Origin of the sequence: Methylobacter sp. sgz302048, assembly GCF_052162025.1 — a bacterium.
Taxonomy (GTDB): Bacteria; Pseudomonadota; Gammaproteobacteria; order Methylococcales; family Methylomonadaceae; genus Methylobacter.
Genome location: NZ_CP197401.1, coordinates 904093 through 928931, shown reverse-complemented (window position 1 = coordinate 928931; position 24839 = coordinate 904093). Strand labels below are relative to the sequence as shown.

Sequence of the window (24839 nt, the reverse complement as noted above, 5' to 3'; positions counted from 1 at the left end):
CCCTTACTTACTCGCCTTTTCCTCGGCAAACCAAGGCTCACGTGCCTTCATAATCAATTTTGCCGCCCGATCTTTATCTATTCCGGAAAACTTCAGCAAATCGTCCACCGATTGTTCCGCCAAGTCATCCATCGTAATAATGCCCTGACTGGCCATTTCATAGGCCAGATCTCTATTCATGCCTTCCATTTCCAGCAGATCCTGTGCCGGTTCAGCTGTTTCCAGTTTTTCTTCTGAAGCAATGGCGCTAATCAGTAAAGCATCTTTAGCCCGGCTTCTGAGCTCATTGACGAGCTCTTCATCAAACCCTTCAATTTCCAGCATTTCACTGACTGGAACATAGGCCACCTCTTCAATCGTATTAAAGCCTTCTTCAACCAGGATGGCTGCTATCTCTTCATCGATATCGAGCTGCTCAATAAACAGACGTTTTATTTCCCCTGCTTCGGCTTCATTTTTTTCTTCAGCTTTGGATGCATCGATAACGTTTAACTCCCATCCGGTTAACTGGGTCGCCAACCGGACATTTTGCCCGCCTCGGCCGATAGCCTGGGACAGATTGTCCGAGCTGACAGCCAGATCCATGCTGTGCTTGTCTTCATCAATGACGATGGATTGAATTTCAGCTGGCGACATGGCATTAATGACATATTGGGCGTCACTTTGATTCCAAAGGATGATATCAACGCGCTCTCCGGCCAACTCATTGGAAACCGCCTGCACCCTGGAACCCCGCATGCCCACACATGCGCCAACCGGATCCAGGCGCGGGTCGTTGCTTTTTACCGCCACTTTAGCCCTGGAACCTGGATCGCGCGCGGCCGCCAGAATTTCAATCAGGCCTTCGCCGGCTTCGGGCACTTCAAGCCGGAATAATGCGATAAGCAATTCCGGTGCGGTCCGGCTGACGAATAATTGTGGCCCCCGAGGCTCTGAACGCACATCTTTCAGATAACCTCTAATCCTGTCGCCGATGCGCACGGATTCGCGCGGAATCATGTCTTCCTTGGCAATATAAGCTTCTATATGCCCGCCCAGATCCAGATAAACACTGCCTTTTTCAATGCGCTTTACAACACCGGTAATCAATTCACCAACACGACTTTTATAGGCTTCGACAATTTTCCGACGCTCGGCTTCTCTGACCTTATGGATGATAACCTGCTTGGCCGTCTGTGCGGCAATGCGCCCGAAATCAACTGACTCAATTTCCTCTTCAATAATATCGCCTACCTGCACGTCAGGATTATCCAGCCGTGCGACTTCCAAAGGAATCTGGGTTTCCGGAAACTCCACATCACCATTAATGTTAGGATTGACATCGACGACTTCCCAGCCGCGATATGTGACATAATCGCCGGTTTTCCGGTCGATCACGACACGGGCTTTGATCTGATTTGCATGACGCTTGATAGTGGCCGCTTCCAATGCTGATTCTATAGCTTGGAAAACAATCTCTTTTTCAATATCCCTTTCATTAGAAAAAACATCTACTACTAACAAAATTTCTTTATTTGCCACTGCGCCCTCCTTTTTCAATTAAATACTCAGGAACCAAACGCGCTTTACTCATTGCGCTAAATGGCACCTCAAAAACCTGATCACCTTCCTGAAGCGTAACAATATCGTCTGTGACTTTTTCAATCCGACCTGTAATTTTTCTACGCCCAGCCAAAGGTTTAAATAAATTTACCAATACCGTGCTGCCGATATATCGTTCGAACTGACTTATTTTAAAAAATGGTCTGTCCTCTCCCGGCGAAGAAATTTCCAATTGATAATTACCTTGAATGGGATCCTCGACATCAAGGACACCGCTGATTTGATGACTGACGCGCGTGCAGTCGTCAAGCAGAATGCCGTTCTCGCTATCAATATAAATTCTTAACAGGCCATGTTTAGGGTGCGGATTATATTCAATGCCCACACATTCATAGCCTAAACCTTCAACAATTGGCTCGATTAGATTAACCAAATGCTCAGGAGCCTGTTTCATTTTTGCCTCGCTTATTTTCGCACATAAAAAAAGAGCCAGAGGCTCTTCCATAAACAATCAATAGCGGACTTTTAAATTATCAAAGCCCAGAAAATAAAAAACCCCATAAATGGGGTTCCTAAAAAAGTGGTAGCGGGGGCAGGATTTGAACCTACGACCTTCGGGTTATGAGCCCGACGAGCTACCAAGCTGCTCCACCCCGCGATTGATAATTGTATTATAAAGACTTTTTCGGATTTGGCAACCTATTTTTTATATTTTACAGCGTTATAGGTCAATTTGCTGATTCCCATGCTTAAATCCAACCTCCATGTGCGATCAGGAATAAAGTTACAGCGGCAAATGCGCCCGCTAATACATCGTCCAGCATGATGCCCAAACCGCCACTTATGTGTCGGTCGACCCAGCTGATAGGCCATGGCTTGAGTATGTCAAATAGTCTGAACAGGACAAAACCCGCCGCCAGCGTTTGCCATGTCAAAGGGACCAGCCACATGGTAATCAAATAACCGGCCACTTCGTCCCAGACTATGCCACCGAAGTCGTGCTCACCCAGTTTTTCCGCTGCCCGGCCGCATATGCTTATGCCGGCAATAGTCACGACCAGTGTTAATAAGCTGTAAACGACAATATCAGCCTGGGCAAATAACCAATAAACAGGCACAGCCGCCAAAGTACCTAAAGTCCCGGGCGCTTTTCTTGCCAATCCCGAACCGAAGCCGAAAGCCAAAAATAAAATCGGGTCCGATAAAACCTGTTTCGGCGTCAGTTTGTTTTTGCCGAGTTGCGTATTAAGAAAAATGCTCAAACCCTTTTACCCGCAATGCTTGAATGTTACCCGATTTGTTAAGCCGCAACCCAGGCTGAGACTCAATCACGCCGATTTTCCTGCAACCGATAGGCAGCAGCCCTGCGTTATCAGGGGATACAGTGAAACACAACTCATAGTCATCCCCTGCAGAAAGAGGCATCTGCCAGTCACCTGTATCGCGTATGTAGCTCAGTACGGCCGGCGACAGCGGCAAGTCATCCCAATCCAGACAAGCCCCCACATTGCTTTGCTCCAGAATGTGCCCCAAGTCCCCAGCCAAACCGTCTGACAAGTCAATGCACGAATTGGCTATGCCGATCAAAGCCTGGCCAAGCTCACAAGCGGGATCCGGCTTATTGAACCGTTTTAAAGCCTCGTCAGGGTTTGCACAGTCATAGCCTTGCTTTATTTTCAGCCCCAAGCCTGCGTCGCCCAGGCGGCCGGTCATGTAGATGAAATCCCCCGGTTTGGCCAGCGAGCGCGTTAACGCCTGCCCCCGAGGAACCAGCCCCATGGCCTGCACGGTTAGCGTTAAGGGACCGGATGTCGTATCGCCGCCGATCAGATCCACCGAATAACGCTCGGCCAATGCCAAAAAGCCTTTGGCAAAAGCCGCCAGCCAGTCTTCATCGACTTTTGGTAGGGTCAATGCCAGCGTCACGGAAACAGGCCGCGCGCCCATGCTGGCCAGATCGCTCAAATTAACAGCCAGCAATTTATGGCCGAGCTGTTCGGGATCGGTTCCGGCAAAGAAATGCACATTTTCGACCATTGTATCGGTCGTGATGGCCAACTCATAACCTTCAGGAATAGCCATCAATGCGCAGTCGTCGCCCACTCCCAAACGCGTAGTCGGGTTTTTTACCGGCTGGTCAGTGAAAAACCGCCGAATCAGGGCAAACTCTGACGACTGCATGGCCGGTCAGTGCTCCATACCAGACCGGCATTTCCGCCATCCCTGGCGGTCAGATGCAGGGGGTAGAACAATGTCTGGAACGATTGTCGAAACAGGCACTATGGTTTTTTACCTTCTGATTTGGCTTTAATCTCAAGCGGCCTTTGCTTTTGAGCCACTTTATCGAGGATGCCGTTAACGTATCTATGGCTGCCGTCGGCGCCAAAATCCTTGGCCAGATTGATGCCTTCATTCAGAACGACCCTGTACGGCATATCCAGCCGAAACATCAATTCATAAGCACCGATGCGCAAAATAGCTCTTTCGACCGGATCAATCTTGTCGACCGGACGGTCGACAAATTCAGACAAAGCCTGATCAATGGCAGTCAGATTTTTAGGAACGCCGAAGAATAGCTCGGTGAAATAGCTTTTTTGTGCATTTTTCAGCCGCTCTTCCTCCAGGAACTGACGCTCGATTTCACTGAGATTCTGTCCCGTCATCTGCCATTGATACAATGCCTGAACAGCACTTCTGCGGGCGTTGGTACGCGCTTGACTCATCAGATTTCCAGGTTCTTGAACAGACTGACCATTTCGATTGCAGACAGGGCGGCTTCCGCGCCTTTATTGCCCGCCTTCGTACCTGCACGCTCTATCGCCTGCTCTATCGTATCGACAGTCAGCACACCAAAACTGACTGGTATATCATATTGCAGCGAAACATTGGCCAACCCCTTGACGCACTCGCCGGCCACATATTCAAAATGCGGCGTACCGCCGCGAATTACTGCACCTATGGCAATAATCGCGTCATATTTCTTGGCGGCCGCTACACGCTGAACCACCATGGGCAATTCAAATGCGCCGGGCGCCTTGACCAGATCAATATCGGCCTTAGCCGCACCGTGGCGTACCAGCGCATCAATAGCGCCGGCTTCTAACTGCTCAACGATAAAACTGTTAAAACGGGATGCCACGATACAAAATTTGCCGCCTTGGGCGGATAAATTGCCTTCATAAGTCTTTATTGCCGACATTTTGTTTCTCAATCTAAATTATTAACATTATTTTCTGAAACGACGCCTTCGCAGGCATCGATACCGACATGCTCGGCCACTTCCAGATCAAATCCGGACAGCCCGACATATCTTTTTTGCGTCCCTAACACTTTCAATTTGCGCACGCCCAGATCCGCCAATATCCGCGAACCCGTGCCTGTCGTGCGCCAATCCACAGCATCCGCAACCAGTCCGGCATTGGCAATGCCGTGATCTTCCAATTGATAACGGTGAATCAGCTCCACCAGGGATTTATTGTCTTCGCTCTGCCTGACGACCACCAGCACGCCGCGCCCTTCCTCGGCTATTTTTTGCATGGCTTCGCGGATTGAAACACTGCCGCCGCTGCGCTTAGACGCAAATAAATCATCGAGCAAATTGCGCGCATGAACCCTGACTAGAACGGGCTCGTCACCCGAAACCTGTCCCATCACCAACGCCAAGTGCACATTGTTGTCATTGCGATCCTGATAAGCGTAAAGCCTGAAATCCCCGAATTCTGTGGGAAAAGCACATTCACTGATGCGCTCCAGTGTGTTTTCATGCTGGATGCGATAATGGATCAGATCGGCAATGGTGCCGATCTTGAGATTATGCTGTTTCGCAAAAATCTCCAGATCCGGCCGTCTGGCCATCGAGCCGTCTTCATTGAGGATTTCGACGATAACGGCCGCCGGCTCCACACCGGCCAAGCGCGCCAGATCACAGCCCGCTTCGGTATGTCCTGCTCGGTTCAATACGCCGCCGGGCTTGGCCATTAATGGGAAAATATGGCCGGGCTGCACCAGATCTTCAGCTTTCGCATCGACAGCGACCGCGCATTGCACGGTACGCGCCCGGTCGGCCGCGGAAATGCCTGTGGTCACGCCCGTTGCCGCCTCGATAGACACCGTAAAATTGGTCGAATGCGAAGTTTTATTTTCATTGACCATCAGCGGCAGGCGCAGCTGCTGGCAGCGCTCGCTGGTTAAAGTCAAGCAGATCAAGCCACGGCCATAGCGGGCCATGAAGTTGATATCTTCCGGACGCGTGAATGCCGCCGCCATGAGCAGATCGCCTTCATTCTCACGGTCCTCATCATCCATAATGATGACCATTTTGCCCAAACGCAGGTCTTCTATAATTTCTTCAATCGTGTTCACTAATGCCTCTAGCCCAAAAAGCCCGCCTGCTGCAACAATGCTTCTGTCACGCCGCCTTGGGCAGCTGCCGCCGAATCGCCCTGCATCAAGCGCTCCATATAGCGTGCCAGCAAATCGACTTCCAGATTGACCCGGGTTCCCGGCACAGCCTCGCCCAGCGTCGTTTCCTTCAGCGTGTGCGGCACGATATTGACGCCAAACATGGCGCCATCCACATCATTGACTGTCAGGCTGATGCCGTTGATGCAAATGGAACCCTTCTCGGCGATATATTTGGCCAGATTATCAGGCGCCTTGAACTTGAACCGGAAAGATCGTCCGTCCGGCTTTTTTTCCATGACCCTACCAATGCCATCGACGTGCCCGCTGACGATGTGTCCGCCCATGCGCGTTGAAGGTGTCAAGGCCAGTTCCAGATTAACCGATGCGCCGAGCGTGGCTTCGCCCAATAATGTTCTGGACAGCGTTTCGTTAGATACGTCGGCGCAAAAATAATCCTTGCCCAGTTCAATGACTGTCAAGCACACCCCGTTAACGGCGATGCTGTCGCCCAGCGCGACGCCATCAAGCGGCAATTTTCCAGTGTTGATCTTGAACCGACAATCACGGGCCCGATGTTCGATGACCGCTATTTTTCCGATGGCTAATATGATGCCTGTAAACATGGAATACCCCTGATTACTGCGATATAAGTGTTAATTTTAAATCCGGGCCTACCTGTCTGACATCGCGCAGATGAAAATTCTTCTTGTCACTCATCTGCTGCATACCCGGCACGGTAAATAATCCGCGGCCTTGATCGCCCAGAACACACGGCGCCATATAAACGATCCATTCGTCGACCAGGTTTTCAGCCAGCAAAGCCCCATTCAGAACGGAGCCCGCTTCTACCAATACTTCATTAATCTGCTGACCTGCCAGAAAATCCAGAACTGCATTCAGATAAAGCCGCCCTTTATTCTCAGTCAAGCCATAAACTTCGAAGCCGGCCTGCTGCAATGTCTGCCGCCGCTGTTCATCTTGCGAGCAGGTTAAAATCAGACTGCGCCCCGGCAGGCTCGCCATGCGTGCTGCCGCCGGCATCTTCAACTGCGAATCCAATATAACTCTGACAGGCTGCACGACTTCGTCGTCCACGCGCGCATTCAAAGCGGGATCATCGGCCAGCACAGTACTGATGCCGGTCAGAATCGCCGAGCTTTGCGCCCTTAATTTATGTACGTCAGATCTAGCCTCGGCCGAGGTAATCCACTTGCTTTCGCCCGATGCCATAGCGGTCCGGCCGTCCAGGCTCATCGCCAGCTTGCTGCGCACAAACGGGCGATTTTCAGTCATTCTTTTGATGAAGCCGCGATTCAACGCCTGCGCATCCTGCTCCAATACGCCGCAACTGACTTCAATGCCGGCCGCTTTCAGCCTTTCCAGGCCGCGCCCGGCCACCAATGGGTTCGGGTCCTGCATGGCCGCCACGACTCGACTGACGCCGGCTTTGATCAGCGCATCGCAGCAAGGCGGTGTTCTGCCGTGATGACTGCAGGGCTCCAGCGTCACATAAGCACTCGCACCTCTGGCATCGGACGCTGCCTTTAACGCTTCGACTTCCGCATGGCCTTGGCCTGCTTTAGCGTGCCAACCTTCGCCTATGACGACGTTATCTTTAACCAAAACGCAGCCGACGCGCGGATTCGGATCGGTCGTATAAAGCCCTTTTTTAGCCAGACCGATGGCTCGTGCCATATACATGGCGTCCTGCTGTGCTGACCGAATCATTTATTTTTTCTGTAGATGCTCAATCATGTCAGTAAATTCACTGACATCCTGGAAACTGCGATAAACGGAGGCAAAACGCACGAAAGCGACGTGATCAAGGCTGCTTAATTCTTTCATGACCTTCTCGCCGAGTTCCTGCGCCGTTATTTCGCGCTCGCCTTTAGCCATCAATTCTCTTTTGATGCGGTTGATGGCGGCCTCGATATCATCGCTGCCGACCGGACGTTTTTCCAGTGCGCGAAGCATGCCCGAACGCAGTTTATTTTCCTCGAACGGCTCGCGAATGCCATTGCGCTTCACAATACGCGGCAACGTCAACTCGGCCGCCTCATAGGTCGTGAATCTTTCTTTACAGGCGATACATTCGCGCCGACGACGAACCTGATCGCCTTCATTCGCTAATCGGGAGTCTATAACACGCGTATCTTGTGCCCCGCAGAACGGACATCGCATAATTTAAGCCACTAATCATGAGCGCCAGAAACCCGGCCTTCAAATTCAAAACTGGTAATTTTATAACACAATGTCCTGTCTCCGTATTTTATTTTCTAATATACGCAGCAGTCCTATTCAAATAATGGCCTCGAATGTATATAGTGTCATGATTCGAATAACCACCATTCCGCCAAGATGAAAGAACAGGAAGGCGTCATCAAATATCGGCTCAGCCATATGCAACAGCCGATCGATCCTGCGTTGTCATTAACCGAAATCAATGCCTGGCGTACTGTGCTTTTCCGGCTCGGGCTTATCGGGCAATGCGCCGATAGATATGACAACATCGGATTCGGCAATATTAGCCGGCGACTGGAGCCTGGCAGTAGCCAATTCATTATCAGCGGCACTCAAACCGGACACATCGAATTTTTAAAGTCTAAGCACTATTGCCTTGTCACTGAAGCGGAACCTAAAAGAAATTGGCTCCAGTCTAGCGGACTTTGCCAGCCATCTTCCGAATCGCTGACGCACGCCAGCGTCTACACCCAAGATCCTGCCATACAAGCAGTCATACACGTACACAGTCCCGAAATCTGGCGCCACACCAAATCACTTGACCTGCCTCATACTTCGGCCGATATCGCTTACGGCACGGTTGAAATGACGGTGGCTGTCGAGCAATTATTCCGCTCAAACAGCTTGCGGCAGGCTTCGCTGTTTACCATGCTCGGCCATGAAGACGGCGTTATTGCATTCGGCAATACGCTTCAAGCGGCGGCCCTAGAACTGATTAAACAGTTATCATTGGCGCTCGGCATTGAACAACAAGCCAATTATGAATAGAATAGCACACTATATTAGCAATTATTAATAAACATATGCCTGAAATACTGATTTATACCTCTACCTTTTGTCCCTACTGCGTTATGGCCAAGCGCCTGCTCGATAAAAAAGGGGTTCGCTATACTGAGCTTAATGTCGATAGACAGTCTGGACTAAGAGAGGAAATGATGCGTAGAACCCAGCGGCGGACCGTGCCTCAAATTTATATTGGCGACTATCATGTCGGCGGTTTTGACGATCTTTATACCTTGGAACAGCAAAAGAAACTGGATGCCTTGCTGTCAGATGAGCCTTAAGGACATTATTTTCTCGCATTAAACGCCGTCCTTTGTAAAATAGTCTTCCATAATGAAGAGAAAGCCATTCTTTCAGACATTCTTACAAACACGAGGCGTACGATGGATCATTACAAACTAGTCTTACCGGAACATCTGAATCATTACGGCTATTTATTCGGCGGCAATCTGCTGCATTGGATTGATGAAATCGGCTATATCGCGGCCAATCTCCAGTTTCCTGGCCATGAGTTTGTCACCATCGGACTTGATAATGTGGTGTTCAAACAGAGCATCAAGCTCGGCTCCATTCTGAAGTTCGAGACCAACCTGACCAGGCGCGGCAAGACATCCGCAACGTACAATGTCAAAGTGTCGTGTGAAGATATTGATACCGGCAACATTGCCCAGGTTTTTGAAACCAATATCACCTTTGTCAGCATCGACAAGACCGGCAAGAAAAAGCCGATCAACGAGAGCGATGCCGATCAAGGCAGCATCATACCCTGATCCGTTACAAGCCAAGATAACGGATCAGGGCCTGCTCGGCCATATGTCTGAATATGACCTTATCTTGCCTAGCCTTCCAGTCCTCTTGACAGGTCGTTTTTAATATCATCAATATTTTCAAGGCCTACGGAGACCCTGACCAACCCATCCTTAATGCCGGCCGCGGCGCGAACTTCCGGCGCCAAGCGGCCGTGAGTGGTCGAGGCAGGGTGCGTGATTGTGGTTTTGACATCACCCAGATTGGCGGTAATCGACAGCATTTGAGTGGAATCGATCAACCGCCAGGCTTGGTCCTTGCCGCCGTTCAGCTCAAAACTGACCACGGCCCCGAAGTGCGCCTGCTGACGCTTGGCCAATTCATGCTGGGCGTGGGATGCCAGTCCGGGATAATGGACTTTGGCGACGGCCGGCTGCTGTTCCAGCCATTTGGCCAGTTCGAAAGCGTTGTCGCAATGCGCTTTCATTCTGACCGCCAGCGTTTCCAGGCCCGATAAAAACACCCAGGCATTGAACGGACTCATGGTCGAGCCGCCTGTGCGCAAGTACGGATAAATATGCTTTTCGATCAATTCCTCGCTGGCCACGACGGCGCCACCGACGCAACGCCCCTGTCCGTCTATGTATTTGGTGGCCGAGTGCACGACAATATCGGCACCCAATGTCAGCGGTTTTTGCAGCACGGGCGTACAGAATACATTATCAACCACCAGCAAACAGCCATGGTTGTGCGCGATTGCAGCGATGCGTTCGATATCGGCGATTTCGATCAGCGGATTGGATGGCGTTTCCAGAAACAGGAAGCGCGTATTCGGCTTGATGGCCGACTCCCAGGCCGACAGATCAGTCAATTCGACAAAGTCAGTCTCGACGCCGAATTTGCCGAAATAATTCTGGAACATCAGCACAGTATTGCCGAAAACGCTGCGCGAACAAACCACATGATCGCCGGCTTTCAGCAAGCCCATGCCGACCGCCATGATGGCCGCCATGCCCGATGCGAAAGCCAGGCAGCGCTCACCTTTCTCCATCAATGCAAGCCGTTCCTGAAAGGCACTGACGGTCGGATTGGTGAAGCGTGAATAGATATTGCCGGCTTTCTGGCCTGTGAAACGCAAAGCCGCTTCTTCGGCGCTGTCAAAGACATAACTGGACGTGGCAAAAATCGGCATACTATGCTCATCTTCAGAAGTCCGCTTATGCCCCGCTCTTATGGCCTGGGTTTCCAGAGAATAGTCGTTCCAGTCAATGTCTTTCATCGTTTTTAGTTTTTTATAAAGAAGAAAAAAGAGAGCTCTAGTAATGAGAGTTCCGTATCTTAACCGCAGTTCTGCATTTCGATGATGAAATTATGCGAATTCCTTTCTGTCTGCGCACTATCGTTGCGCATTGCTTCAATGCGCTCCAGATACGCCTCATCAATATCGCCGGTAATGTATTCATTGCTGAAACATGAGGTGTCGAAATGCTTGATGTTCGGATTCCCCTTGCGGACGGCATCGATCAAATCATCCAGATCCTGATAAATCATACGGTCGGCCCCGATCGCTGCGCAGACCTCATCTTCGGTGCGATTGTGCGCAATCAGCTCGTGAGCGGCCGGCATATCGATGCCGTAGACATTCGGATAACGGACAGGCGGCGCCGCAGAGGCAAAATAAACTTTTCTGGCGCCGGCATCGCGGGCCATCTGAATAATCTGCTCGGAAGTCGTGCCCCTAACGACAGAATCATCGACCAGCAAGACATTCTTGCCTTCGAATTCCAGACCGATGGCGTTTAACTTTTGCCTGACTGATTTTTTCCGCATCTTCTGCCCGGGCATGATAAAAGTCCGGCCGATATAGCGGTTCTTCATGAAGCCTTCGCGGAACTTGACACCGAGCACATTGGCCATCTGCAAAGCGGCTGTGCGGCTGGTATCGGGAATCGGAATGACGACATCGATATCGTGATCCGGCCATTCGCGCAGTACTTTCGCAGCCAGTTTCTCACCCATACGCAAACGGGCTTTATACACGGAAATATCATCAATGATGGAATCGGGGCGGGCGAAATAAACATACTCAAAAATGCAAGGGCAGTGATCGACCTTATCAGCGCACTGTTTGGTATGCAGGATGCCCGACTCCTCGATAAATACGGCTTCACCGGGCTCAAGATCTCTGATCAGATCAAAACCGAGCACATCCAGCGCTACGCTCTCCGAAGCGATCATAAATTCCGGCCCCTGGTCGGATTGTCTTTCGCCGAATACCACCGGCCGGATGCCATGCGGATCTCTGAACCCCAGTACCCCGAAGCCGGCGATCATAATGACAACCGCATAAGCGCCGCGGCAGCGCCGGTGTACGCCCGATACGGCCGCAAACACATCATCCACGGTTAATTGCAATTTGCCCAGCGTCTGTAACTCATGAGCAAAAACGTTCAGCAGAACCTCGGAGTCGGAGTCGGTATTGATATGGCGCTGGTCTTCGACAAACAAGGCTTTTTTCAACTCTTCGGTATTAGTCAGATTGCCGTTGTGTGCCAACGTCAAACCGAAAGGAGAATTCACATAGAAAGGCTGCGCTTCAGCGGAGCTAGTGCAACCGGCTGTAGGATAACGCACATGAGCAATGCCCATATTGCCCCTCAGCTTCATCATCTGGTCATTGTTAAAAACATCCCGCGCCAACCCATTCTCTTTGCGCAAATGCAGCCGCCCCTTCTCGCAAGTGACGATTCCTGCGGCATCCTGGCCTCGATGTTGCAGAACTGTTAAAGCATCATATAGCTCCTGATTAACAGTTTGATGTGAAACGATTGCAGCAATACCACACATTCTTTTTTAACCTGATCCTTACAAAATTTAGCGATAATTAATGAAACCCGCCATGCCTGACGGGTTATGATCTCGCAGCCAAAGCGCGAGTGACTGAAAAGGCGGAATAAACCGGGATTCTTTCCACCAGGGATCTTCCGGCAGCGCTGTTAACCCTGCCAGCATGATCATGACCTCAACGACGACCAATCCTCGGACACAGCCAAAAATCATGCCGAGAAATCGATCACTAAAGGCCAATCCTGTCTGATTAACCAGCTCTTCTCCCAATAAAAAACCAATTAGACCACCGAGAACCAGTGTGATCACCAATAGGCATGCAAACGATGCGGCAATTCTGGCTAATGGATAGCTGACGGCCGGCTCCAGGAAACGCGAAAACTCACGACTGAAATTCAAGCCCACCCAGATAGCCAGAATCCAGAACACCAATGAAAATGTTTCCCTGCCAAAACCGCGCATTACTCCTATAACCAGATAGATAAAAACGAGGCCAATAATGACAAAGTCTACCCAGATCATGTGCTTGCCCGATTTATCAAATACCGCGCTTCAATCAGTCTCACTCCGAGACCAGAATGGATTTGATCTTATTTTGCTTATTCAATTTTTCCTGCATGGCTATAGCGCGTTTTTGATCCAGTTCAGGACCCACTTTGAGACGGTATAAGGTTTTCCCGTTGACCTGAGCCGTTTCCAGAGATACCGGAAAACCTTGCTTGCGCAGTTCAGACCACAGTGCCGTGGCGTTTTCCTCACGACTGAAACTGCCCGCGCGTATGTACCAGCGTGACAAGCCGGAGCCTGATTTCGCCGGCGCAGTTTTTTGCTGCTCAGCAGGTTTCTTGGCTTCTATCGATTTCTCATGGACAGATTCTTCCGATACTGGCTTTGCAGCAACCGTCTTTGGCTCTCTCACAGGCTTTTTAGCCACGGCCTGCGCTTTAACATCAGCCGGCTTTTCGGGGCGAATTTTTTCGGGCATGATTTGCGGCTGCGCTACGACAGGCTCTTCCTCGATGACTTGCGCGACATCTTCAACTATTTCAACATCCTGCGCACCTTCAGTATCGGCAGGACCAGGGTAATTCAACTCTTCCTGACTCAATTCGGCCTGGGCAATTTCCGCTTCATTAAGCGGCTTGTCAGGATAAGCGCCTACAGGCTCGCCCTTCTCCGCATCCAGAACCTGCGCGGCATTGGCGGGCAGCCTATCCACATTGTCTTCGACAATCGGCGCCTCGGGAATAATCAATTCGCTGACGACTTGACCGCTATTATCGACAGGATCATCAAACAGCATAGGAATAAAAATGGCAGCCAGCGCCGTTACAACTACCGCACCGATTAATCGTTGTTTTAACTCTTGATCCATTTTATCAACTCACCTTTTTTCAAATTCAGCCAGGCAATCAGATACCAGAAAGAACGACCCGAAAACCAGCAGCAGATCGCTTTCCTGTGACCGGTTTTTTGCAGCAGCGAATGCATCGGAAAAACCATTAAAACCAAAAAACACATTGGACGCCGAGCTTTGCGCAAAAATCTCGCGCATCAGCGGTTCCATAGCCGCCCGTGGATTGGCCAAGGGCGCAAAAAACCAGTCAAAGACCACCGGATGCATGATTTCAATCACACCGGCGATGTCTTTATCCTTCATCATGGAAAAAACAGCATGTATGCGCCTGCCGGGAAACGCCTCTGTCACATAATCAACCAGCGTTCTTACTGCCTGAGGATTGTGTCCCACATCCAGCAGCACGGGAATTTCATCATTGATCAACTGAAAGCGCCCAGCCAACTGAACTTTCTCCAATCCCTGCCGGATTGACGCTTCGCTGACAGGCAAAGTTTCAGCCATTTCGGCTATTGCCAAAATAACCGATGACGCATTACGAAACTGATGCTCGCCTTTTAAGCCTGGCTCGGGTAATCGGTTCAGTTGCCGGTCGCCTGCAAACCAGTCCCATCCGCTTGCCTGTTTTTTATAACCGAAATCCTTGCCCAGGCAATAGAGCCGCGCCTGCTTGTCGGCAGCCACCTGCATCAAAGAGGCGGGCGGTTCGGGATCACCGACTATGGCGGGCGTAACAGAGCGGAAAATGCCGGCTTTTTCCCTGCCGATAGCTTCGCGGGTTTCGCCGAGCCAATCGATATGATCTATGCAGATGCTTGTTATCAGCGCCACATCGGGATTGACAATATTGACCGCATCCAGGCGCCCGCCAAGACCGACTTCAAGCAATTGAATATCCAGATTGGAACGCCGGAATATATCCAGCGCCGCTAAGGTGCCGAACTCAAAATAACTTAATGAAATATCTCCGCGAACCGATTCAATCCGGGAAAAGGCCTCACAAATCAACTCATCCGATACTGGTTTGCCGTCTATCTTGATTCTTTCGTTATACTTCAGAATGTGCGGCGAAGTATAAGCACCGACGCGATATCCCTGTGCTCTGTAGATGGCTTCAAGATAAGCGATGCACGAGCCTTTGCCGTTAGTGCCGGCGACTGTAATAGTCGGCGGCTTGACACCATCGGGATTAAGCGCGCGAAAAACCTGCGCAGCCCGTTCCAACCCTAAGTCTATTGTCAGCGGATGTAAGCTTTCTTGCCAGGTCAGCCAACCCTGGAGCGAATCAAAATGCATCATTAACCGACAATGCCTGAATACCGATAGGCATAAGGGAATTACGCACCCAGCTCGGTTTGATGGCTATCGGCAAACACTTCAACTTCGGCAATGGCTGCTTCCGGCTCAACCTGGATAAACGCATCTACCTCTGGCGCCACCGGCTCAACCGCCGGCACCTCCGTTTCCGCCTCTGCCCTGCTTGTTATCAGCATCGATAAAATGCTGGCGATCTTATCGCGCATCTCACGTCTGTCGACGATCATATCGATGGCACCGTGCTCCTGTAAAAACTCACTGCGCTGGAAACCTTCGGGCAATTTTTCACGGACAGTCTGCTCGATGACGCGAGGCCCTGCGAAACCGATCAGCGCCTTGGGCTCGGCTATGTTAATATCGCCCAGCATGGCCAAACTGGCCGATACACCGCCCATGGTGGGATCAGTCATAAAGGAAATATAGGGAATGCCGCCTTCAGACAACTTGGTTAATGCGGCGCTTGTTTTTGCCATCTGGAACAATGAAAACAATGATTCCTGCATTCGGGCGCCGCCACTGGCGGTAAAAACTACAAAAGGTGCGCCCAGCGCAAGACTCGTGTTGACGCCTCGGACAAACCGCTCACCCACTACGGAGCCCATCGATCCGCCCATGAAATTAAAGTCGAAAGCGGCAACAACAATGTCTCTGCCTTTCAGCTTGCCTTTCATGACCACCAGCGCATCACTTTCCTTGGTCTGTTTTTGCGCTTGCGCGATCCGGTCCTTATATTTCTTGCTGTCTTTGAACTTTAGGGGATCGGTAGGTTTCACGTTCTTGCCGATCTCTTCACGCCCTTCCTCATCCAGGAACATATTCAGTCGCGCTCTGGCCGAAATGCGCAGATGATGCTCGCATTTCGGACAGACACTGAAATTTTTCTCCAGCTCAACATTGTAAAGAATCGCATTGCAACTGGGGCACTTGTTCCACAAGCCTTCCGGCACGGAATTTCTTTTGTTCGATCCATCTGTTCTGATTGTCGAAGGAACTAATTTCTTAAACCAACTCATTACTTTACGCTCCGTAGCGCTTCATCATATGCTTACAATGGTAAACCGGCTCGTGGTAAACCATAACATCCGGTTATAAGCAGGCAACCGGATGTAACTGCGTTTTATACTATGCCTTAACTATCCATCGCCTGGCGCATGGCCGACAATAATTCAACAATTTCCTGTTTGGCCCGTTCAGGGTCCTGCAGATTTGCTTCAATTTTGCTGATCAGCGTGCTGCCGATGACCACGCCGTCACCTATCCCTGCGATAGTTTTCGCTGTTTCGGCATCCTTGACGCCGAAACCGATGCCGACCGGCAAGCGGGTATTTGCCCTGATCTGTTTCAGTTTGTTTTCAACATCGGCTGTATTCAAATGGCCCGCGCCCGTAACGCCCTTCAAAGAAACGTAGTAAAGATATCCGCTGCCCAGCTTATCCATCTTCCTGATGCGTTCTTCGTTGCTGTTGGGGGCGAGCAGGAAAATCGGATCAATGCTGCGCGTCTTGAGCAATCCCGTGCATTCTTCGCCTTCTTCCGGCGGCAGATCAACGGTCAACACGCCGTCAATCTGGGCCTCCTGCGCGGCATTGGCGAAATTCTCATAGCCCATAGCTTCGATTGGATTTAAATAGCCCATCAATACCAAAGGTGTAGTTGTATCAGTTTTCCTGAATTCCTTAGCCAGCGCCAACGTCTTGCGCAAGCTCATTTTGTGTTCCAGCGCACGCTCACTGGCGCGCTGAATCACAGGACCATCGGCCATCGGATCAGAGAACGGCACGCCCAGCTCGATAACATCGGCGCCGGCCTTGACCATCGCATGCATCATGGGCACAGTAAAGTCAGGATGCGGATCGCCGGCCGTAATGAACGGAATCAGAGCCTTGCGGCCCGCTTTGGAAAGTTCTTCAAATTTAGCGGCTAATCGGCTCACAGTACTATGCCCTCGCGTTGTGCCATTGTATGCATGTCTTTATCGCCACGACCGGACAGACTCACAATGATGATTTCGTCCTTTTTCATGGTCGGGGCCAGCTTCATGGTATAGGCCATGGCATGACTGGACTCCAGCGCCGGAATAATGCCTTCCATGCGGGTCAGGGCATGGAATCCTTCCAAAGCTTCATTATCGGTAATATTGACGTACTGCGCCCGGCCGGTATCCTTGAGCCAGGCATGTTCTGGGCCTACGCCCGGATAATCCAGACCTGCTGAAATCGAATGCGTTTCGATGATTTCACCGTCGTCATCTTCCATCAGATACGTGCGATTGCCGTGCAGTACACCTGGGCGGCCTGCACATAGCGGCGCGGAATGGCGGCCTGTCTCGATGCCGTCGCCGGCCGCTTCAACGCCGTACATTTTGACCGAAGCATCGTCGATAAACGGATAAAACAGACCGATAGCATTAGAACCTCCGCCTACGCAGGCAACCAGCGCATCGGGCAGGCGTCCGGTCATCTCCTGGCATTGCTGTTTCGCTTCACGGCCGATAATGGCCTGGAAATCCCGGACCATAGCCGGGTAAGGATGGGGACCTGCTGCGGTGCCGATGATATAAAAAGTATTGTCGACATTGGTAACCCAGTCTCTGAGCGCTTCATTCAGCGCATCTTTCAGGGTTTTGGAACCGGACTCGACCGCGACGACCTTGGCGCCCAAAAGCTTCATGCGGTAAACGTTCAACGCCTGGCGCGCCACATCGACAGCGCCCATGTAAACCACGCACTCGAGCCCCAGCCTTGCTGCAACCGTAGCTGTCGCGACGCCATGCTGACCGGCGCCGGTCTCGGCGATGATGCGCGTCTTGCCCATGCGTTTGGCCAGCAATGCCTGGCCGATCGTATTGTTGACCTTATGCGCGCCGGTATGATTGAGATCTTCGCGTTTCAAATAGATCTGCGCGCCGCCCAGTTCGCGGCTCCAGCGTTCGGCATGGTACAAAGGCGAAGGACGGCCGACATAATATTTCAGATCGGCGTCCAGCTCGGCGATAAAATCCGGGTCTGTTAAATACCGCTGATAGGCTTCATTCAATTCCTGAATAGGTGGTATCAAGGTCTCTGCTACAAACATTCCGCCGTAAGGGCCAAAATGTCCCCGCTCATCGGGCATATTATATTTTTTTGTCATGTTATTAACTTTTGTCACCCTCATTAACTGCTCTTAAAAATGCCGCCATTTTCAGCGCATCCTTAATCCCTTTCTCCGCCTCTACGCCACTGCTGACATCGAGCGCATACGGCCTTACTGCCTGTACAGCCTGCTTTGCATTCTCCGCCGCCAAGCCACCCGCCAATATAATCGGCAAAGCGCACTGCCTTGGAATCAATTCCCAGTCAAACTGACTGCCTGTCCCGCCTTTGGCGTCCGGATGCCAGGCATCCAGCAGCAATCCCGCCGCATCGTGATAGTGCTGCGCCAGAGCCGGGATATCGACATCCTGCCGCATACTAACCGCTTTCATATAACGTTTACCATAGATCCGGCAGTCCTCGGCCGGCTCATCGCCATGAAACTGGATACAATCAACCGGCACCCGTTCCAGGACCTCACGTATCCGAGCTTCCTGCTCATCGACAAACAAAGCCACGACGGAGACAAATGTCGGCAAGGCACTAACGATTTTAACTGCCTGCTCGATATCAACATTTCTTGGACTGGGCGGATAAAAAACCAGGCCAATCGCATCCACACCCAACTGAGCGGCACACACGGCATCCTCAACACGGGTAAAGCCGCAAATTTTAACGCGAGTTCGCATAAAGTGATATGAGAATTTATTCAAAAACCAGCCGACTAGAATAACATAAAACCGCGCTGGTGGCGTCTGCAATATATAAAAAATTCGTTATTAAACAATCGCGAGCCCAATAAAAAAGGCTGACACAAGTCAGCCTCGCGATTATTAAAGCTGGTTTGGGCTCAATGCGCGTGAGTGTGCGTATGATTACCGGATGGATGCGTGTGAGTATGCGTATGACCATCGGATGCATGTGTGTGGCTGTGTGTATGACCGTCAGATGCATGGTCATGCGTGTGGCTGTCCACCACAGGCTCTTGGTCGTGCGCATGTTCTTCATCCGCCGCATACTCGTGATCGTGTGCATGGTCGCCCTCTGCGTGTTCATAAGCGGCCGCATGATCATGCTCTAAGCTCTGTTGGTCATGTTCATCCTCCGCATTCTGATGAGAATGCACATGACCATCCTCCGGCTGTTTGACTGCTTGAACGCCTATGCCGTATTTATAAACCATCAACCCGCCCAAATCGGAGCCCCAAACCATCAAGCCACAAAGCAGCACAGTCAACGTCAGAAAAAAACCGTTTGCCGCTCCTTGAATCAAACCTCCGCTTGCAATGCGCCAGATCGAAAGCAACACAGCAATGATCAGCACAACAATCCCAATTTGTTCAAGACGCTCCATAAGATCATGTACATTATCCCCATGCGCTACGGAATCAGCGGCCATAAAGCCGGAAATCACTGTAAGCACAGTAGCGACAGTACCAAAATAAAGAAGCCAACTAGCGGCGGCGCGCCATTGCGCTTTTTTTGCCAGCGTGCCAACTAGATCCAGAGCAAAAAATGCCGATAAAAATGCAATAGGAAAATGCACCAATAGCGGATGAATATTATCCAAACTCGCTAAGCCGGGCATGAGAGCTGGAAAAAGATCAGCCGGTTCTTTGCTTAAAAGCCCTTCAATAAAGCTGAGAAAACTGGCTACACTATTCGCAACGCCGCCGCCATGGTCACCGCCACCGTGAATCTGGAAAGATAAAAAGTTACTCACATTGATCATACTTTTAATTCATATAGTAAGAGAAAAACACTAACCCGAAATATTGATAATTGCAAATTAGACAAAAAACCTTAATCTGATCATCAGATCAGTCAAAACGCTTAGCATCAGCCGGCAATTTATCAAACACAGGATGTTTGGCAATGCCATAATGCTCAGGATAATAAACCCCACCCAAATAAAGCCCGTCAGGAGGCGCTGTTATGCCGCCCAGTTTACGGCTTTTCACCTCAAGCAGCTCCCGGGTCCAGTCCACAGGCTGCTTGCCCATGCCGATAGCCATCAATACACCGGCGATATTCCTGACCATGTGGTGCAAAAAGGCATTGGCGGAAATATCCATGATCACTTGATCTTCATGCCGATAGACGTCAATAAAATGCATGATGCGCCACGGGCTTTTTGATTGGCAGCCCTGCGCCCTGAACGAGGAAAAATCATGATTGCCGATCAGATATTGCGCCGCCTGATGCATCTTGCCGGCATCCAGCGGGTTGTAACACCAGGTGACCCGACCATGCTGCAAGGCCGGTTTAGCCGGACGATTCAGTATGATATAGCGATAAAAACGCGCAATCGCGCTGTATCGGGCATGGAAATCATTCACAGCTGCTTTTACCCAGGTAATTTTGACGTCATCGGGCAAATTGCTGTTGCCACCCAGCATCCAGGCGTGCAATTCCCTTTCTGCATCGACATCAAAATGCGCGACTTGTTCAAAAGCATGCACACCGGCATCGGTCCTGCCTGCGCATGTCACGGTAACAGGCTGATCCGCGACTTTCGACAAAGCCTGCTCCAGCGTTTGCTGAATACTGCGCTTTTCAGGCTGCCACTGCCATCCTGAAAAGCCGCTGCCATCGTATTCCACGCCTAAAATGATACGCGTCATCTTAGATCCCTGCGCTCAATCAGCCCACTACAAAACAACATTAAACGACTCTCTTACCATTAGTGAATATAAACAGGCATCCCGGCCGCCACCCGATCAAATAAATCCAGCACATCGGCATTTTTCATGCGGATACAGCCATGCGATTCAGGCTTGCCGTTCATTAATTCATCGGGACAACCGTGGATGTAAATATACCGCCAGGCCGTATCGACTTCGCCGTAGCGATTTTTTCCCGGCTCCAGTCCGCCCAGCCATAAAATCCTGGTTAATATCCAGTCCCGCTGCGGATACTGCTTGCCCAGCTCCATGCTATAGATTTCGCCGGTCGGCCGCCTGCCGACAAAAACCGCATGCAGCGGCTGACCGGTTCCGATTTTCGCCCTGATTTTGTGCCAGCCGGTCGGCGTGCATTCGCTGCCTCGGCGTTCGCCTGCGCCATTTTTGGCCGTAGATACGGCATAGCTTCGCAGGATCTGTCCGTTACCTATAATGCTCAACTGTTGTTGGCTAATCGAAATATCCAGAAATAAATCGGTTTTCATAAACGCATTTGGATTTTTACCTTAAGTCGTAGCATTCGTTCATTGCGCCCTGGTCTCACCGATGCGCCATACAGCCAAGAAGCTGATGGCCGCAGCGGCCGAAACATAGCCGCCCACCCAGGCCAAGCCGCCCTGATTGACCAGCAACTGCGAAATATACGGCGCACACGATGCCCCTAAAATACCGCCGAGATTATAGGCCGCACCTGCGCCTGTATAGCGCACCGCCACCGGAAACAATTCAGGCAGCAAAGCGCCCATCGGCGCAAAGGTCGCGCCCATCAGGAATAGCGACAATGACAAAAACAGCGTGATTTGCAGCATTGATCCACTGCTCAACATCGGAGCAAGCGTAAAACCCGCCAGAACGGCGACAAAACCGCTGATCAACAGCACGGGGCTGCGGCCAAATTTATCGCTGGCCCAAGCTGACAAGGGCGTCGCGAGCGCCATGAACACGATAGCCACGCACAGCATGCCTAAAAATTGCTGCCGTGGAATCGACAGTGTGTTCGTCCCGTAACTCAGGCAGAATACCGTCGCCGTATAAAACAACGTGTAGCAGACCACCATCGCCAGCCCCCCCAGCAATACGGCGCGCAGATGCTGCCGCAGCAAAACCGCCAGCGGCATTTTCAAAGGCGGCTCCCGCTCCAGCAGCGCCGAAAACTCGGGCGTCTCGGCAAGCTTCATACGCACATACAAGCCCACCGCAACCAGTAAGCCGCTGGCCAAAAAAGGCAGACGCCAGCCCCAAGCCTGGAAGTCGGCATCGCTCAAACCGACCGCCAGCAGCCAGAAACTCAGTGTCGCCAGCAGAAACCCTACAGACGGCCCTAACTGCGGAAACATACCGTACCAGGCCCGACGGCCGGCTGGCGCGTACTCCGTGGCCAGCAGCACCGCCCCGCCCCATTCGCCGCCCAGGCCCAGACCTTGCCCGAAGCGCAGCAGGCAAAGCGCAACCGGCGCCCATGTGCCCAGCGTGTCATAGCCGGGCAAGCAGCCGATCAGGAGCGTAGACAGCCCCATTACCAACAGTGAAGCCGCCAATGTCGCCTTGCGTCCGATCCGGTCGCCGAAATGGCCGAACAGCACTGCTCCCAAGGGCCGCGCGATAAAGGCAATGCCAAAGGTCAGAAATGCGCTCAATGCCTGGACCGCCGGCTCGCTCTGCGGAAAAAACACGCGCCCGATCACCAGCGCCGAAGCCGTCGCATAGATATAGAAATCGTAGAATTCAATCGCTGTGCCGATAAAGCTGGCAAAGGCGATATGGCTGATGGAAGGCGTCTTGTTATAGGTCGTCATGGCTTATTCTAACTGTTGTATGCGGAAATCACAGGCGCTGAAAAACCATGAAATTGGATGCATAGCTGAATTCTGCGGGCGGCACTGTTCCGGCCGCCCCTTCCTGTAAACACTATTTTTTCTCAAACAAAGCGATCGATTCCACATGACCGGTCTGCGGAAACATATCCATGACACCGGCCTTGATCAGCTTGTAGCCCAGCTCATTGACCAGGATGCCGGCATCGCGGGCCAGCGTCGACGGATTGCAGGACACATAGACGATCTGCTCGGGGCTCCATTTCTTGAAATGCGGCAGCACTTCCGAGGCGCCGGCCCTGGACGGGTCCAGCATGATCTTGTTGTATTTGCGGTTGGCCCAGGGCTGATCGCTGATGTCCTTGCTTAAATCGGCGGCATAAAATTCCACATTCTCTATGCCGTTATGGCGCGCGTTTTCGCGGGCGTGCCTGACCAGCGGCAGATCGCCTTCGACGCCGACAACGCGGCCGGCTTTTCTGGCCATCGGCAGCGTAAAATTGCCGAGACCGCAGAACAGGTCCAGCACACTATCGTTTTCATTGAGATCCAGCGTGTCCAGCACGCGGTTGATCATTTTCCGGTTGATCTCGTAATTGACCTGCGTGAACATGGCCGGCCTGAATTTGAATTCCACGGACTGATCCGGCAACGCATAAGTCGGTATGACTTCCGGCTCGCCGTCCAGCGGCTCGATCGTGTCGGGGCCTTTCGGCTGCAGACAGATACTCATGCGGTGCTCGCGTCCGAACGCACGCATGCGCTCCTTGTCGGCCTCGGTCGGCGGCTCCAGCACGCGGATAGCCAGCACACAGTCGTCATCGCCGATCGCCACTTCGATCTGCGGGATTTTATCCTTGACCGTCAAATCGGCGATCATCTCGCCTAACGCAATCAGCCGCTTGCCCACGATCGGATGCATGACCATGCAACTGTCGATCTCGGCCAGATACGGATGGCGTCTTTCCCTGAAGCCGACCAGCACGCGGTTTTTCTTGGCGACGTATTTGACGCCCATGCGTGCCTTGCGGCGGTAACCCCAATGAGGCCCTTCCAGCGGCTCCCATAACTGCGGAATTTCCACTTTGCCGATGCGCTTGAATTGCTCGACCAGCAAATCCTGCTTGATGCGGATCTGGGCGTTTGAATCGACATGCTGGAAACTGCAGCCGCCGCAGACGCCGTAATGCGCGCACGCCGCCTCAACGCGGTCCATAGCGCGGCTCAATAGGTTGACGACCTTGCCTTCGGCATAATCCCGGCGGCTTTCGGTATAGACGAACTCGACCTCCTCGCCCGGCAAAGACTCGTCTATAAAGACGACCTTGCCGTCCACATGCGCGACGCCGCGCCCGTCATGCGCCAGCGATTCTATGGTGACTCTGACCGGCGTTTCCGGCAGCTGCTTTTTTCTCGATCTGTTACGTGACATGCTTACTTCTGCTTCCAACTTCCGTTAGATGATTGATACCACCAGCCCCGCTGAGCGTTATTGATCCAGCGGGTGGCAAAGGTTGATTTGATTTGAGCGACCCATTCGGGATGACCGTTGGCTTTGGCGATGGCCTGGTAAAGATGCTCGCGGTCGGCATTTTCGGCCGCCACCAGTTTGTTGACTTTATTTCTGTCCTGCAGAGGCACGTTGCCGGCATCTCTGACCGTCAACAACCCGTCCGTCTGTATGCCGATATAACCGGCGTCATAAAAGCGCTTCAACGCTGGGAAACGGCTCTGCATAACTGAGCGCGCCTGTCTGATTTCCGGGCTGTCAATGGCTAAATCAGCCTCCTCGGCCTGCGCCGGCGAAACCAGGACATTGATGGCGCTATCCAGCGACCGGAAAACGGCAACCTGCCAATCGGGGCGGCTGGACCTGGGCTCGGTCTTTTCCGGTGCTTCCTCTTTCTGGATGCCTTTGATGATTTCATCGGCAGCCTTTTCCGCGGCTGCGGCAGGAAAATAAATATTGATCGTCACACACGCGGTCAACAACAATGTGCCGAATACGGCTACTTTTCTCATGATTTGC

28 protein-coding genes and 1 tRNA gene are annotated in these 24839 nt (G+C 51.7%); 3 read left to right on the top strand and 26 right to left on the bottom strand.

Annotated features, from left to right (window positions below; all coding sequences use genetic code 11):
- Positions 1–3: 3 nt before the first annotated feature.
- From nusA to nrdR, 11 genes are all read right to left on the bottom strand, one after another.
- Complete coding sequence (gene nusA, locus ACTNE6_RS04605; RefSeq protein ID WP_194969068.1) at positions 4–1521, bottom strand: transcription termination factor NusA; 1518 nt, start codon at positions 1519–1521, stop codon at positions 4–6.
- Entirely contained in the window at positions 1511–1996 is a 486-nt protein-coding gene (gene rimP, locus ACTNE6_RS04600; RefSeq protein ID WP_194969101.1) for a ribosome maturation factor RimP, read from the bottom strand. The genes nusA and rimP overlap by 11 nt, the downstream gene beginning before the upstream one ends.
- A 127-nt stretch (positions 1997–2123) precedes the next feature.
- A tRNA-Met gene (locus tag ACTNE6_RS04595) sits at positions 2124–2200 on the bottom strand.
- Positions 2201–2291: 91 nt separating this feature from the next.
- Positions 2292–2804 (bottom strand): phosphatidylglycerophosphatase A family protein, encoded by a 513-nt coding sequence (locus ACTNE6_RS04590; protein ID WP_442498762.1) that lies wholly within the window; start codon positions 2802–2804, stop codon positions 2292–2294.
- Entirely contained in the window at positions 2788–3723 is a 936-nt protein-coding gene (gene thiL / locus ACTNE6_RS04585; protein ID WP_442498761.1) for a thiamine-phosphate kinase, read from the bottom strand. Before thiL ends, ACTNE6_RS04590 begins: the two co-directional genes overlap by 17 nt.
- A gap of 98 nt (positions 3724–3821) precedes the next feature.
- Positions 3822–4265 carry a transcription antitermination factor NusB gene (gene nusB, locus ACTNE6_RS04580; RefSeq protein ID WP_194969071.1) on the bottom strand — a complete coding sequence of 148 codons (444 nt, stop codon included), beginning with the start codon at positions 4263–4265 and terminating at the stop codon, positions 3822–3824.
- Positions 4265–4741 carry a 6,7-dimethyl-8-ribityllumazine synthase gene (gene ribH, locus ACTNE6_RS04575; protein ID WP_442498760.1) on the bottom strand — a complete coding sequence of 159 codons (477 nt, stop codon included), beginning with the start codon at positions 4739–4741 and terminating at the stop codon, positions 4265–4267. The genes nusB and ribH overlap by 1 nt, the downstream gene beginning before the upstream one ends.
- Before the next feature lie 8 nt (positions 4742–4749).
- Positions 4750–5904: a bifunctional 3,4-dihydroxy-2-butanone-4-phosphate synthase/GTP cyclohydrolase II gene (gene ribBA, locus ACTNE6_RS04570; protein WP_442498759.1), complete on the bottom strand. Its 1155-nt coding sequence runs from the start codon at positions 5902–5904 to the stop codon at positions 4750–4752.
- Positions 5905–5912: 8 nt separating this feature from the next.
- Complete coding sequence (locus tag ACTNE6_RS04565) at positions 5913–6569, bottom strand: riboflavin synthase (protein WP_442498758.1); 657 nt, start codon at positions 6567–6569, stop codon at positions 5913–5915.
- A gap of 13 nt (positions 6570–6582) precedes the next feature.
- Positions 6583–7674 (bottom strand): bifunctional diaminohydroxyphosphoribosylaminopyrimidine deaminase/5-amino-6-(5-phosphoribosylamino)uracil reductase RibD, encoded by a 1092-nt coding sequence (ribD, locus tag ACTNE6_RS04560; RefSeq protein ID WP_442498757.1) that lies wholly within the window; start codon positions 7672–7674, stop codon positions 6583–6585.
- A complete protein-coding gene (gene nrdR / locus ACTNE6_RS04555; RefSeq protein WP_194969076.1) occupies positions 7675–8127 on the bottom strand; it encodes a transcriptional regulator NrdR in 453 nt (150 codons plus the stop codon).
- Positions 8128–8304: 177 nt separating this feature from the next.
- On the opposite strand from nrdR, the gene ACTNE6_RS04550 reads away from it, so the two are divergent.
- The 3 genes from ACTNE6_RS04550 to ACTNE6_RS04540 all read left to right on the top strand — a co-directional run bounded on the left by ACTNE6_RS04550 (position 8305) and on the right by ACTNE6_RS04540 (position 9740).
- Positions 8305–8955 carry a class II aldolase/adducin family protein gene (locus ACTNE6_RS04550; RefSeq protein WP_442498756.1) on the top strand — a complete coding sequence of 217 codons (651 nt, stop codon included), beginning with the start codon at positions 8305–8307 and terminating at the stop codon, positions 8953–8955.
- A gap of 35 nt (positions 8956–8990) precedes the next feature.
- The gene (grxC, locus tag ACTNE6_RS04545) at positions 8991–9251 is read left to right on the top strand and encodes a glutaredoxin 3 (protein WP_442498755.1); all 261 of its coding nucleotides are present in this window, start codon (positions 8991–8993) and stop codon (positions 9249–9251) included.
- A gap of 102 nt (positions 9252–9353) precedes the next feature.
- The gene (locus ACTNE6_RS04540; RefSeq protein ID WP_194969079.1) at positions 9354–9740 is read left to right on the top strand and encodes an acyl-CoA thioesterase; all 387 of its coding nucleotides are present in this window, start codon (positions 9354–9356) and stop codon (positions 9738–9740) included.
- Positions 9741–9808: 68 nt separating this feature from the next.
- On the opposite strand, the gene ACTNE6_RS04535 is transcribed toward ACTNE6_RS04540, so the two are convergent.
- From ACTNE6_RS04535 to ACTNE6_RS04465, 15 genes are all read right to left on the bottom strand, one after another.
- Positions 9809–10996 carry an O-succinylhomoserine sulfhydrylase gene (locus tag ACTNE6_RS04535; RefSeq protein ID WP_194969080.1) on the bottom strand — a complete coding sequence of 396 codons (1188 nt, stop codon included), beginning with the start codon at positions 10994–10996 and terminating at the stop codon, positions 9809–9811.
- A gap of 59 nt (positions 10997–11055) precedes the next feature.
- Entirely contained in the window at positions 11056–12564 is a 1509-nt protein-coding gene (gene purF, locus ACTNE6_RS04530) for an amidophosphoribosyltransferase (protein ID WP_194969081.1), read from the bottom strand.
- 27 nt (positions 12565–12591) lie between these two features.
- Positions 12592–13086 carry a CvpA family protein gene (locus tag ACTNE6_RS04525; protein ID WP_442498754.1) on the bottom strand — a complete coding sequence of 165 codons (495 nt, stop codon included), beginning with the start codon at positions 13084–13086 and terminating at the stop codon, positions 12592–12594.
- Positions 13087–13126: 40 nt separating this feature from the next.
- Complete coding sequence (locus tag ACTNE6_RS04520; protein WP_442498753.1) at positions 13127–13939, bottom strand: SPOR domain-containing protein; 813 nt, start codon at positions 13937–13939, stop codon at positions 13127–13129.
- A 9-nt stretch (positions 13940–13948) separates the two neighbouring features.
- The gene (gene folC / locus ACTNE6_RS04515) at positions 13949–15220 is read right to left on the bottom strand and encodes a bifunctional tetrahydrofolate synthase/dihydrofolate synthase (protein ID WP_442498752.1); all 1272 of its coding nucleotides are present in this window, start codon (positions 15218–15220) and stop codon (positions 13949–13951) included.
- A 38-nt stretch (positions 15221–15258) separates the two neighbouring features.
- Complete coding sequence (accD, locus tag ACTNE6_RS04510; protein WP_442498751.1) at positions 15259–16251, bottom strand: acetyl-CoA carboxylase, carboxyltransferase subunit beta; 993 nt, start codon at positions 16249–16251, stop codon at positions 15259–15261.
- 116 nt (positions 16252–16367) lie between these two features.
- Positions 16368–17171 carry a tryptophan synthase subunit alpha gene (gene trpA, locus ACTNE6_RS04505; protein WP_194969086.1) on the bottom strand — a complete coding sequence of 268 codons (804 nt, stop codon included), beginning with the start codon at positions 17169–17171 and terminating at the stop codon, positions 16368–16370.
- Positions 17168–18370, bottom strand: coding sequence for a tryptophan synthase subunit beta (gene trpB, locus ACTNE6_RS04500; protein ID WP_442498750.1), 1203 nt, complete (start codon positions 18368–18370; stop codon positions 17168–17170). Before trpB ends, trpA begins: the two co-directional genes overlap by 4 nt.
- A 4-nt stretch (positions 18371–18374) precedes the next feature.
- On the bottom strand, positions 18375–19001 hold the full coding sequence (locus ACTNE6_RS04495; protein WP_331818004.1) for a phosphoribosylanthranilate isomerase: 627 nt from the start codon (positions 18999–19001) through the stop codon (positions 18375–18377).
- Between the two features lie 161 nt (positions 19002–19162).
- The gene (locus tag ACTNE6_RS04490) at positions 19163–20044 is read right to left on the bottom strand and encodes a DUF2231 domain-containing protein (protein WP_442498749.1); all 882 of its coding nucleotides are present in this window, start codon (positions 20042–20044) and stop codon (positions 19163–19165) included.
- A gap of 88 nt (positions 20045–20132) precedes the next feature.
- A complete protein-coding gene (gene truA, locus ACTNE6_RS04485; protein ID WP_442498748.1) occupies positions 20133–20936 on the bottom strand; it encodes a tRNA pseudouridine(38-40) synthase TruA in 804 nt (267 codons plus the stop codon).
- Between the two features lie 59 nt (positions 20937–20995).
- The gene (locus tag ACTNE6_RS04480) at positions 20996–21481 is read right to left on the bottom strand and encodes a L,D-transpeptidase (protein ID WP_194969091.1); all 486 of its coding nucleotides are present in this window, start codon (positions 21479–21481) and stop codon (positions 20996–20998) included.
- Positions 21482–21520: 39 nt separating this feature from the next.
- The gene (locus tag ACTNE6_RS04475; RefSeq protein WP_442498747.1) at positions 21521–22792 is read right to left on the bottom strand and encodes an MFS transporter; all 1272 of its coding nucleotides are present in this window, start codon (positions 22790–22792) and stop codon (positions 21521–21523) included.
- 112 nt (positions 22793–22904) lie between these two features.
- Entirely contained in the window at positions 22905–24242 is a 1338-nt protein-coding gene (rlmD, locus tag ACTNE6_RS04470; protein WP_442498746.1) for a 23S rRNA (uracil(1939)-C(5))-methyltransferase RlmD, read from the bottom strand.
- Positions 24243–24244: 2 nt separating this feature from the next.
- On the bottom strand, positions 24245–24832 hold the full coding sequence (locus tag ACTNE6_RS04465) for a YdbL family protein (protein ID WP_442498745.1): 588 nt from the start codon (positions 24830–24832) through the stop codon (positions 24245–24247).
- Positions 24833–24839: the final 7 nt, after the last annotated feature.

What these genes read in the sequence shown, in the direction of transcription:
- rimP (WP_194969101.1), bottom strand. Translation starts at nt 1,996, where the DNA reads ATGAAACAGGCTCCTGAGCATTTGGTTAATCTAATCGAGCCAATTGTT.
- thiL (WP_442498761.1), bottom strand. Translation starts at nt 3,723, where the DNA reads ATGCAGTCGTCAGAGTTTGCCCTGATTCGGCGGTTTTTCACTGACCAG.
- nusB (WP_194969071.1), bottom strand. Translation starts at nt 4,265, where the DNA reads ATGAGTCAAGCGCGTACCAACGCCCGCAGAAGTGCTGTTCAGGCATTG.
- ribH (WP_442498760.1), bottom strand. Translation starts at nt 4,741, where the DNA reads ATGTCGGCAATAAAGACTTATGAAGGCAATTTATCCGCCCAAGGCGGC.
- ACTNE6_RS04565 (WP_442498758.1), bottom strand. Translation starts at nt 6,569, where the DNA reads ATGTTTACAGGCATCATATTAGCCATCGGAAAAATAGCGGTCATCGAA.
- ribD (WP_442498757.1), bottom strand. Translation starts at nt 7,674, where the DNA reads ATGATTCGGTCAGCACAGCAGGACGCCATGTATATGGCACGAGCCATC.
- nrdR (WP_194969076.1), bottom strand. Translation starts at nt 8,127, where the DNA reads ATGCGATGTCCGTTCTGCGGGGCACAAGATACGCGTGTTATAGACTCC.
- ACTNE6_RS04550 (WP_442498756.1), top strand. Translation starts at nt 8,305, where the DNA reads ATGAAAGAACAGGAAGGCGTCATCAAATATCGGCTCAGCCATATGCAA.
- grxC (WP_442498755.1), top strand. Translation starts at nt 8,991, where the DNA reads ATGCCTGAAATACTGATTTATACCTCTACCTTTTGTCCCTACTGCGTT.
- ACTNE6_RS04540 (WP_194969079.1), top strand. Translation starts at nt 9,354, where the DNA reads ATGGATCATTACAAACTAGTCTTACCGGAACATCTGAATCATTACGGC.
- ACTNE6_RS04535 (WP_194969080.1), bottom strand. Translation starts at nt 10,996, where the DNA reads ATGAAAGACATTGACTGGAACGACTATTCTCTGGAAACCCAGGCCATA.
- purF (WP_194969081.1), bottom strand. Translation starts at nt 12,564, where the DNA reads ATGTGTGGTATTGCTGCAATCGTTTCACATCAAACTGTTAATCAGGAG.
- ACTNE6_RS04525 (WP_442498754.1), bottom strand. Translation starts at nt 13,086, where the DNA reads ATGATCTGGGTAGACTTTGTCATTATTGGCCTCGTTTTTATCTATCTG.
- ACTNE6_RS04520 (WP_442498753.1), bottom strand. Translation starts at nt 13,939, where the DNA reads ATGGATCAAGAGTTAAAACAACGATTAATCGGTGCGGTAGTTGTAACG.
- folC (WP_442498752.1), bottom strand. Translation starts at nt 15,220, where the DNA reads ATGATGCATTTTGATTCGCTCCAGGGTTGGCTGACCTGGCAAGAAAGC.
- accD (WP_442498751.1), bottom strand. Translation starts at nt 16,251, where the DNA reads ATGAGTTGGTTTAAGAAATTAGTTCCTTCGACAATCAGAACAGATGGA.
- trpB (WP_442498750.1), bottom strand. Translation starts at nt 18,370, where the DNA reads ATGACAAAAAAATATAATATGCCCGATGAGCGGGGACATTTTGGCCCT.
- ACTNE6_RS04495 (WP_331818004.1), bottom strand. Translation starts at nt 19,001, where the DNA reads ATGCGAACTCGCGTTAAAATTTGCGGCTTTACCCGTGTTGAGGATGCC.
- ACTNE6_RS04490 (WP_442498749.1), bottom strand. Translation starts at nt 20,044, where the DNA reads ATGATCAATGTGAGTAACTTTTTATCTTTCCAGATTCACGGTGGCGGT.
- truA (WP_442498748.1), bottom strand. Translation starts at nt 20,936, where the DNA reads ATGACGCGTATCATTTTAGGCGTGGAATACGATGGCAGCGGCTTTTCA.
- ACTNE6_RS04480 (WP_194969091.1), bottom strand. Translation starts at nt 21,481, where the DNA reads ATGAAAACCGATTTATTTCTGGATATTTCGATTAGCCAACAACAGTTG.
- ACTNE6_RS04475 (WP_442498747.1), bottom strand. Translation starts at nt 22,792, where the DNA reads ATGACGACCTATAACAAGACGCCTTCCATCAGCCATATCGCCTTTGCC.
- rlmD (WP_442498746.1), bottom strand. Translation starts at nt 24,242, where the DNA reads ATGTCACGTAACAGATCGAGAAAAAAGCAGCTGCCGGAAACGCCGGTC.
- ACTNE6_RS04465 (WP_442498745.1), bottom strand. Translation starts at nt 24,832, where the DNA reads ATGAGAAAAGTAGCCGTATTCGGCACATTGTTGTTGACCGCGTGTGTG.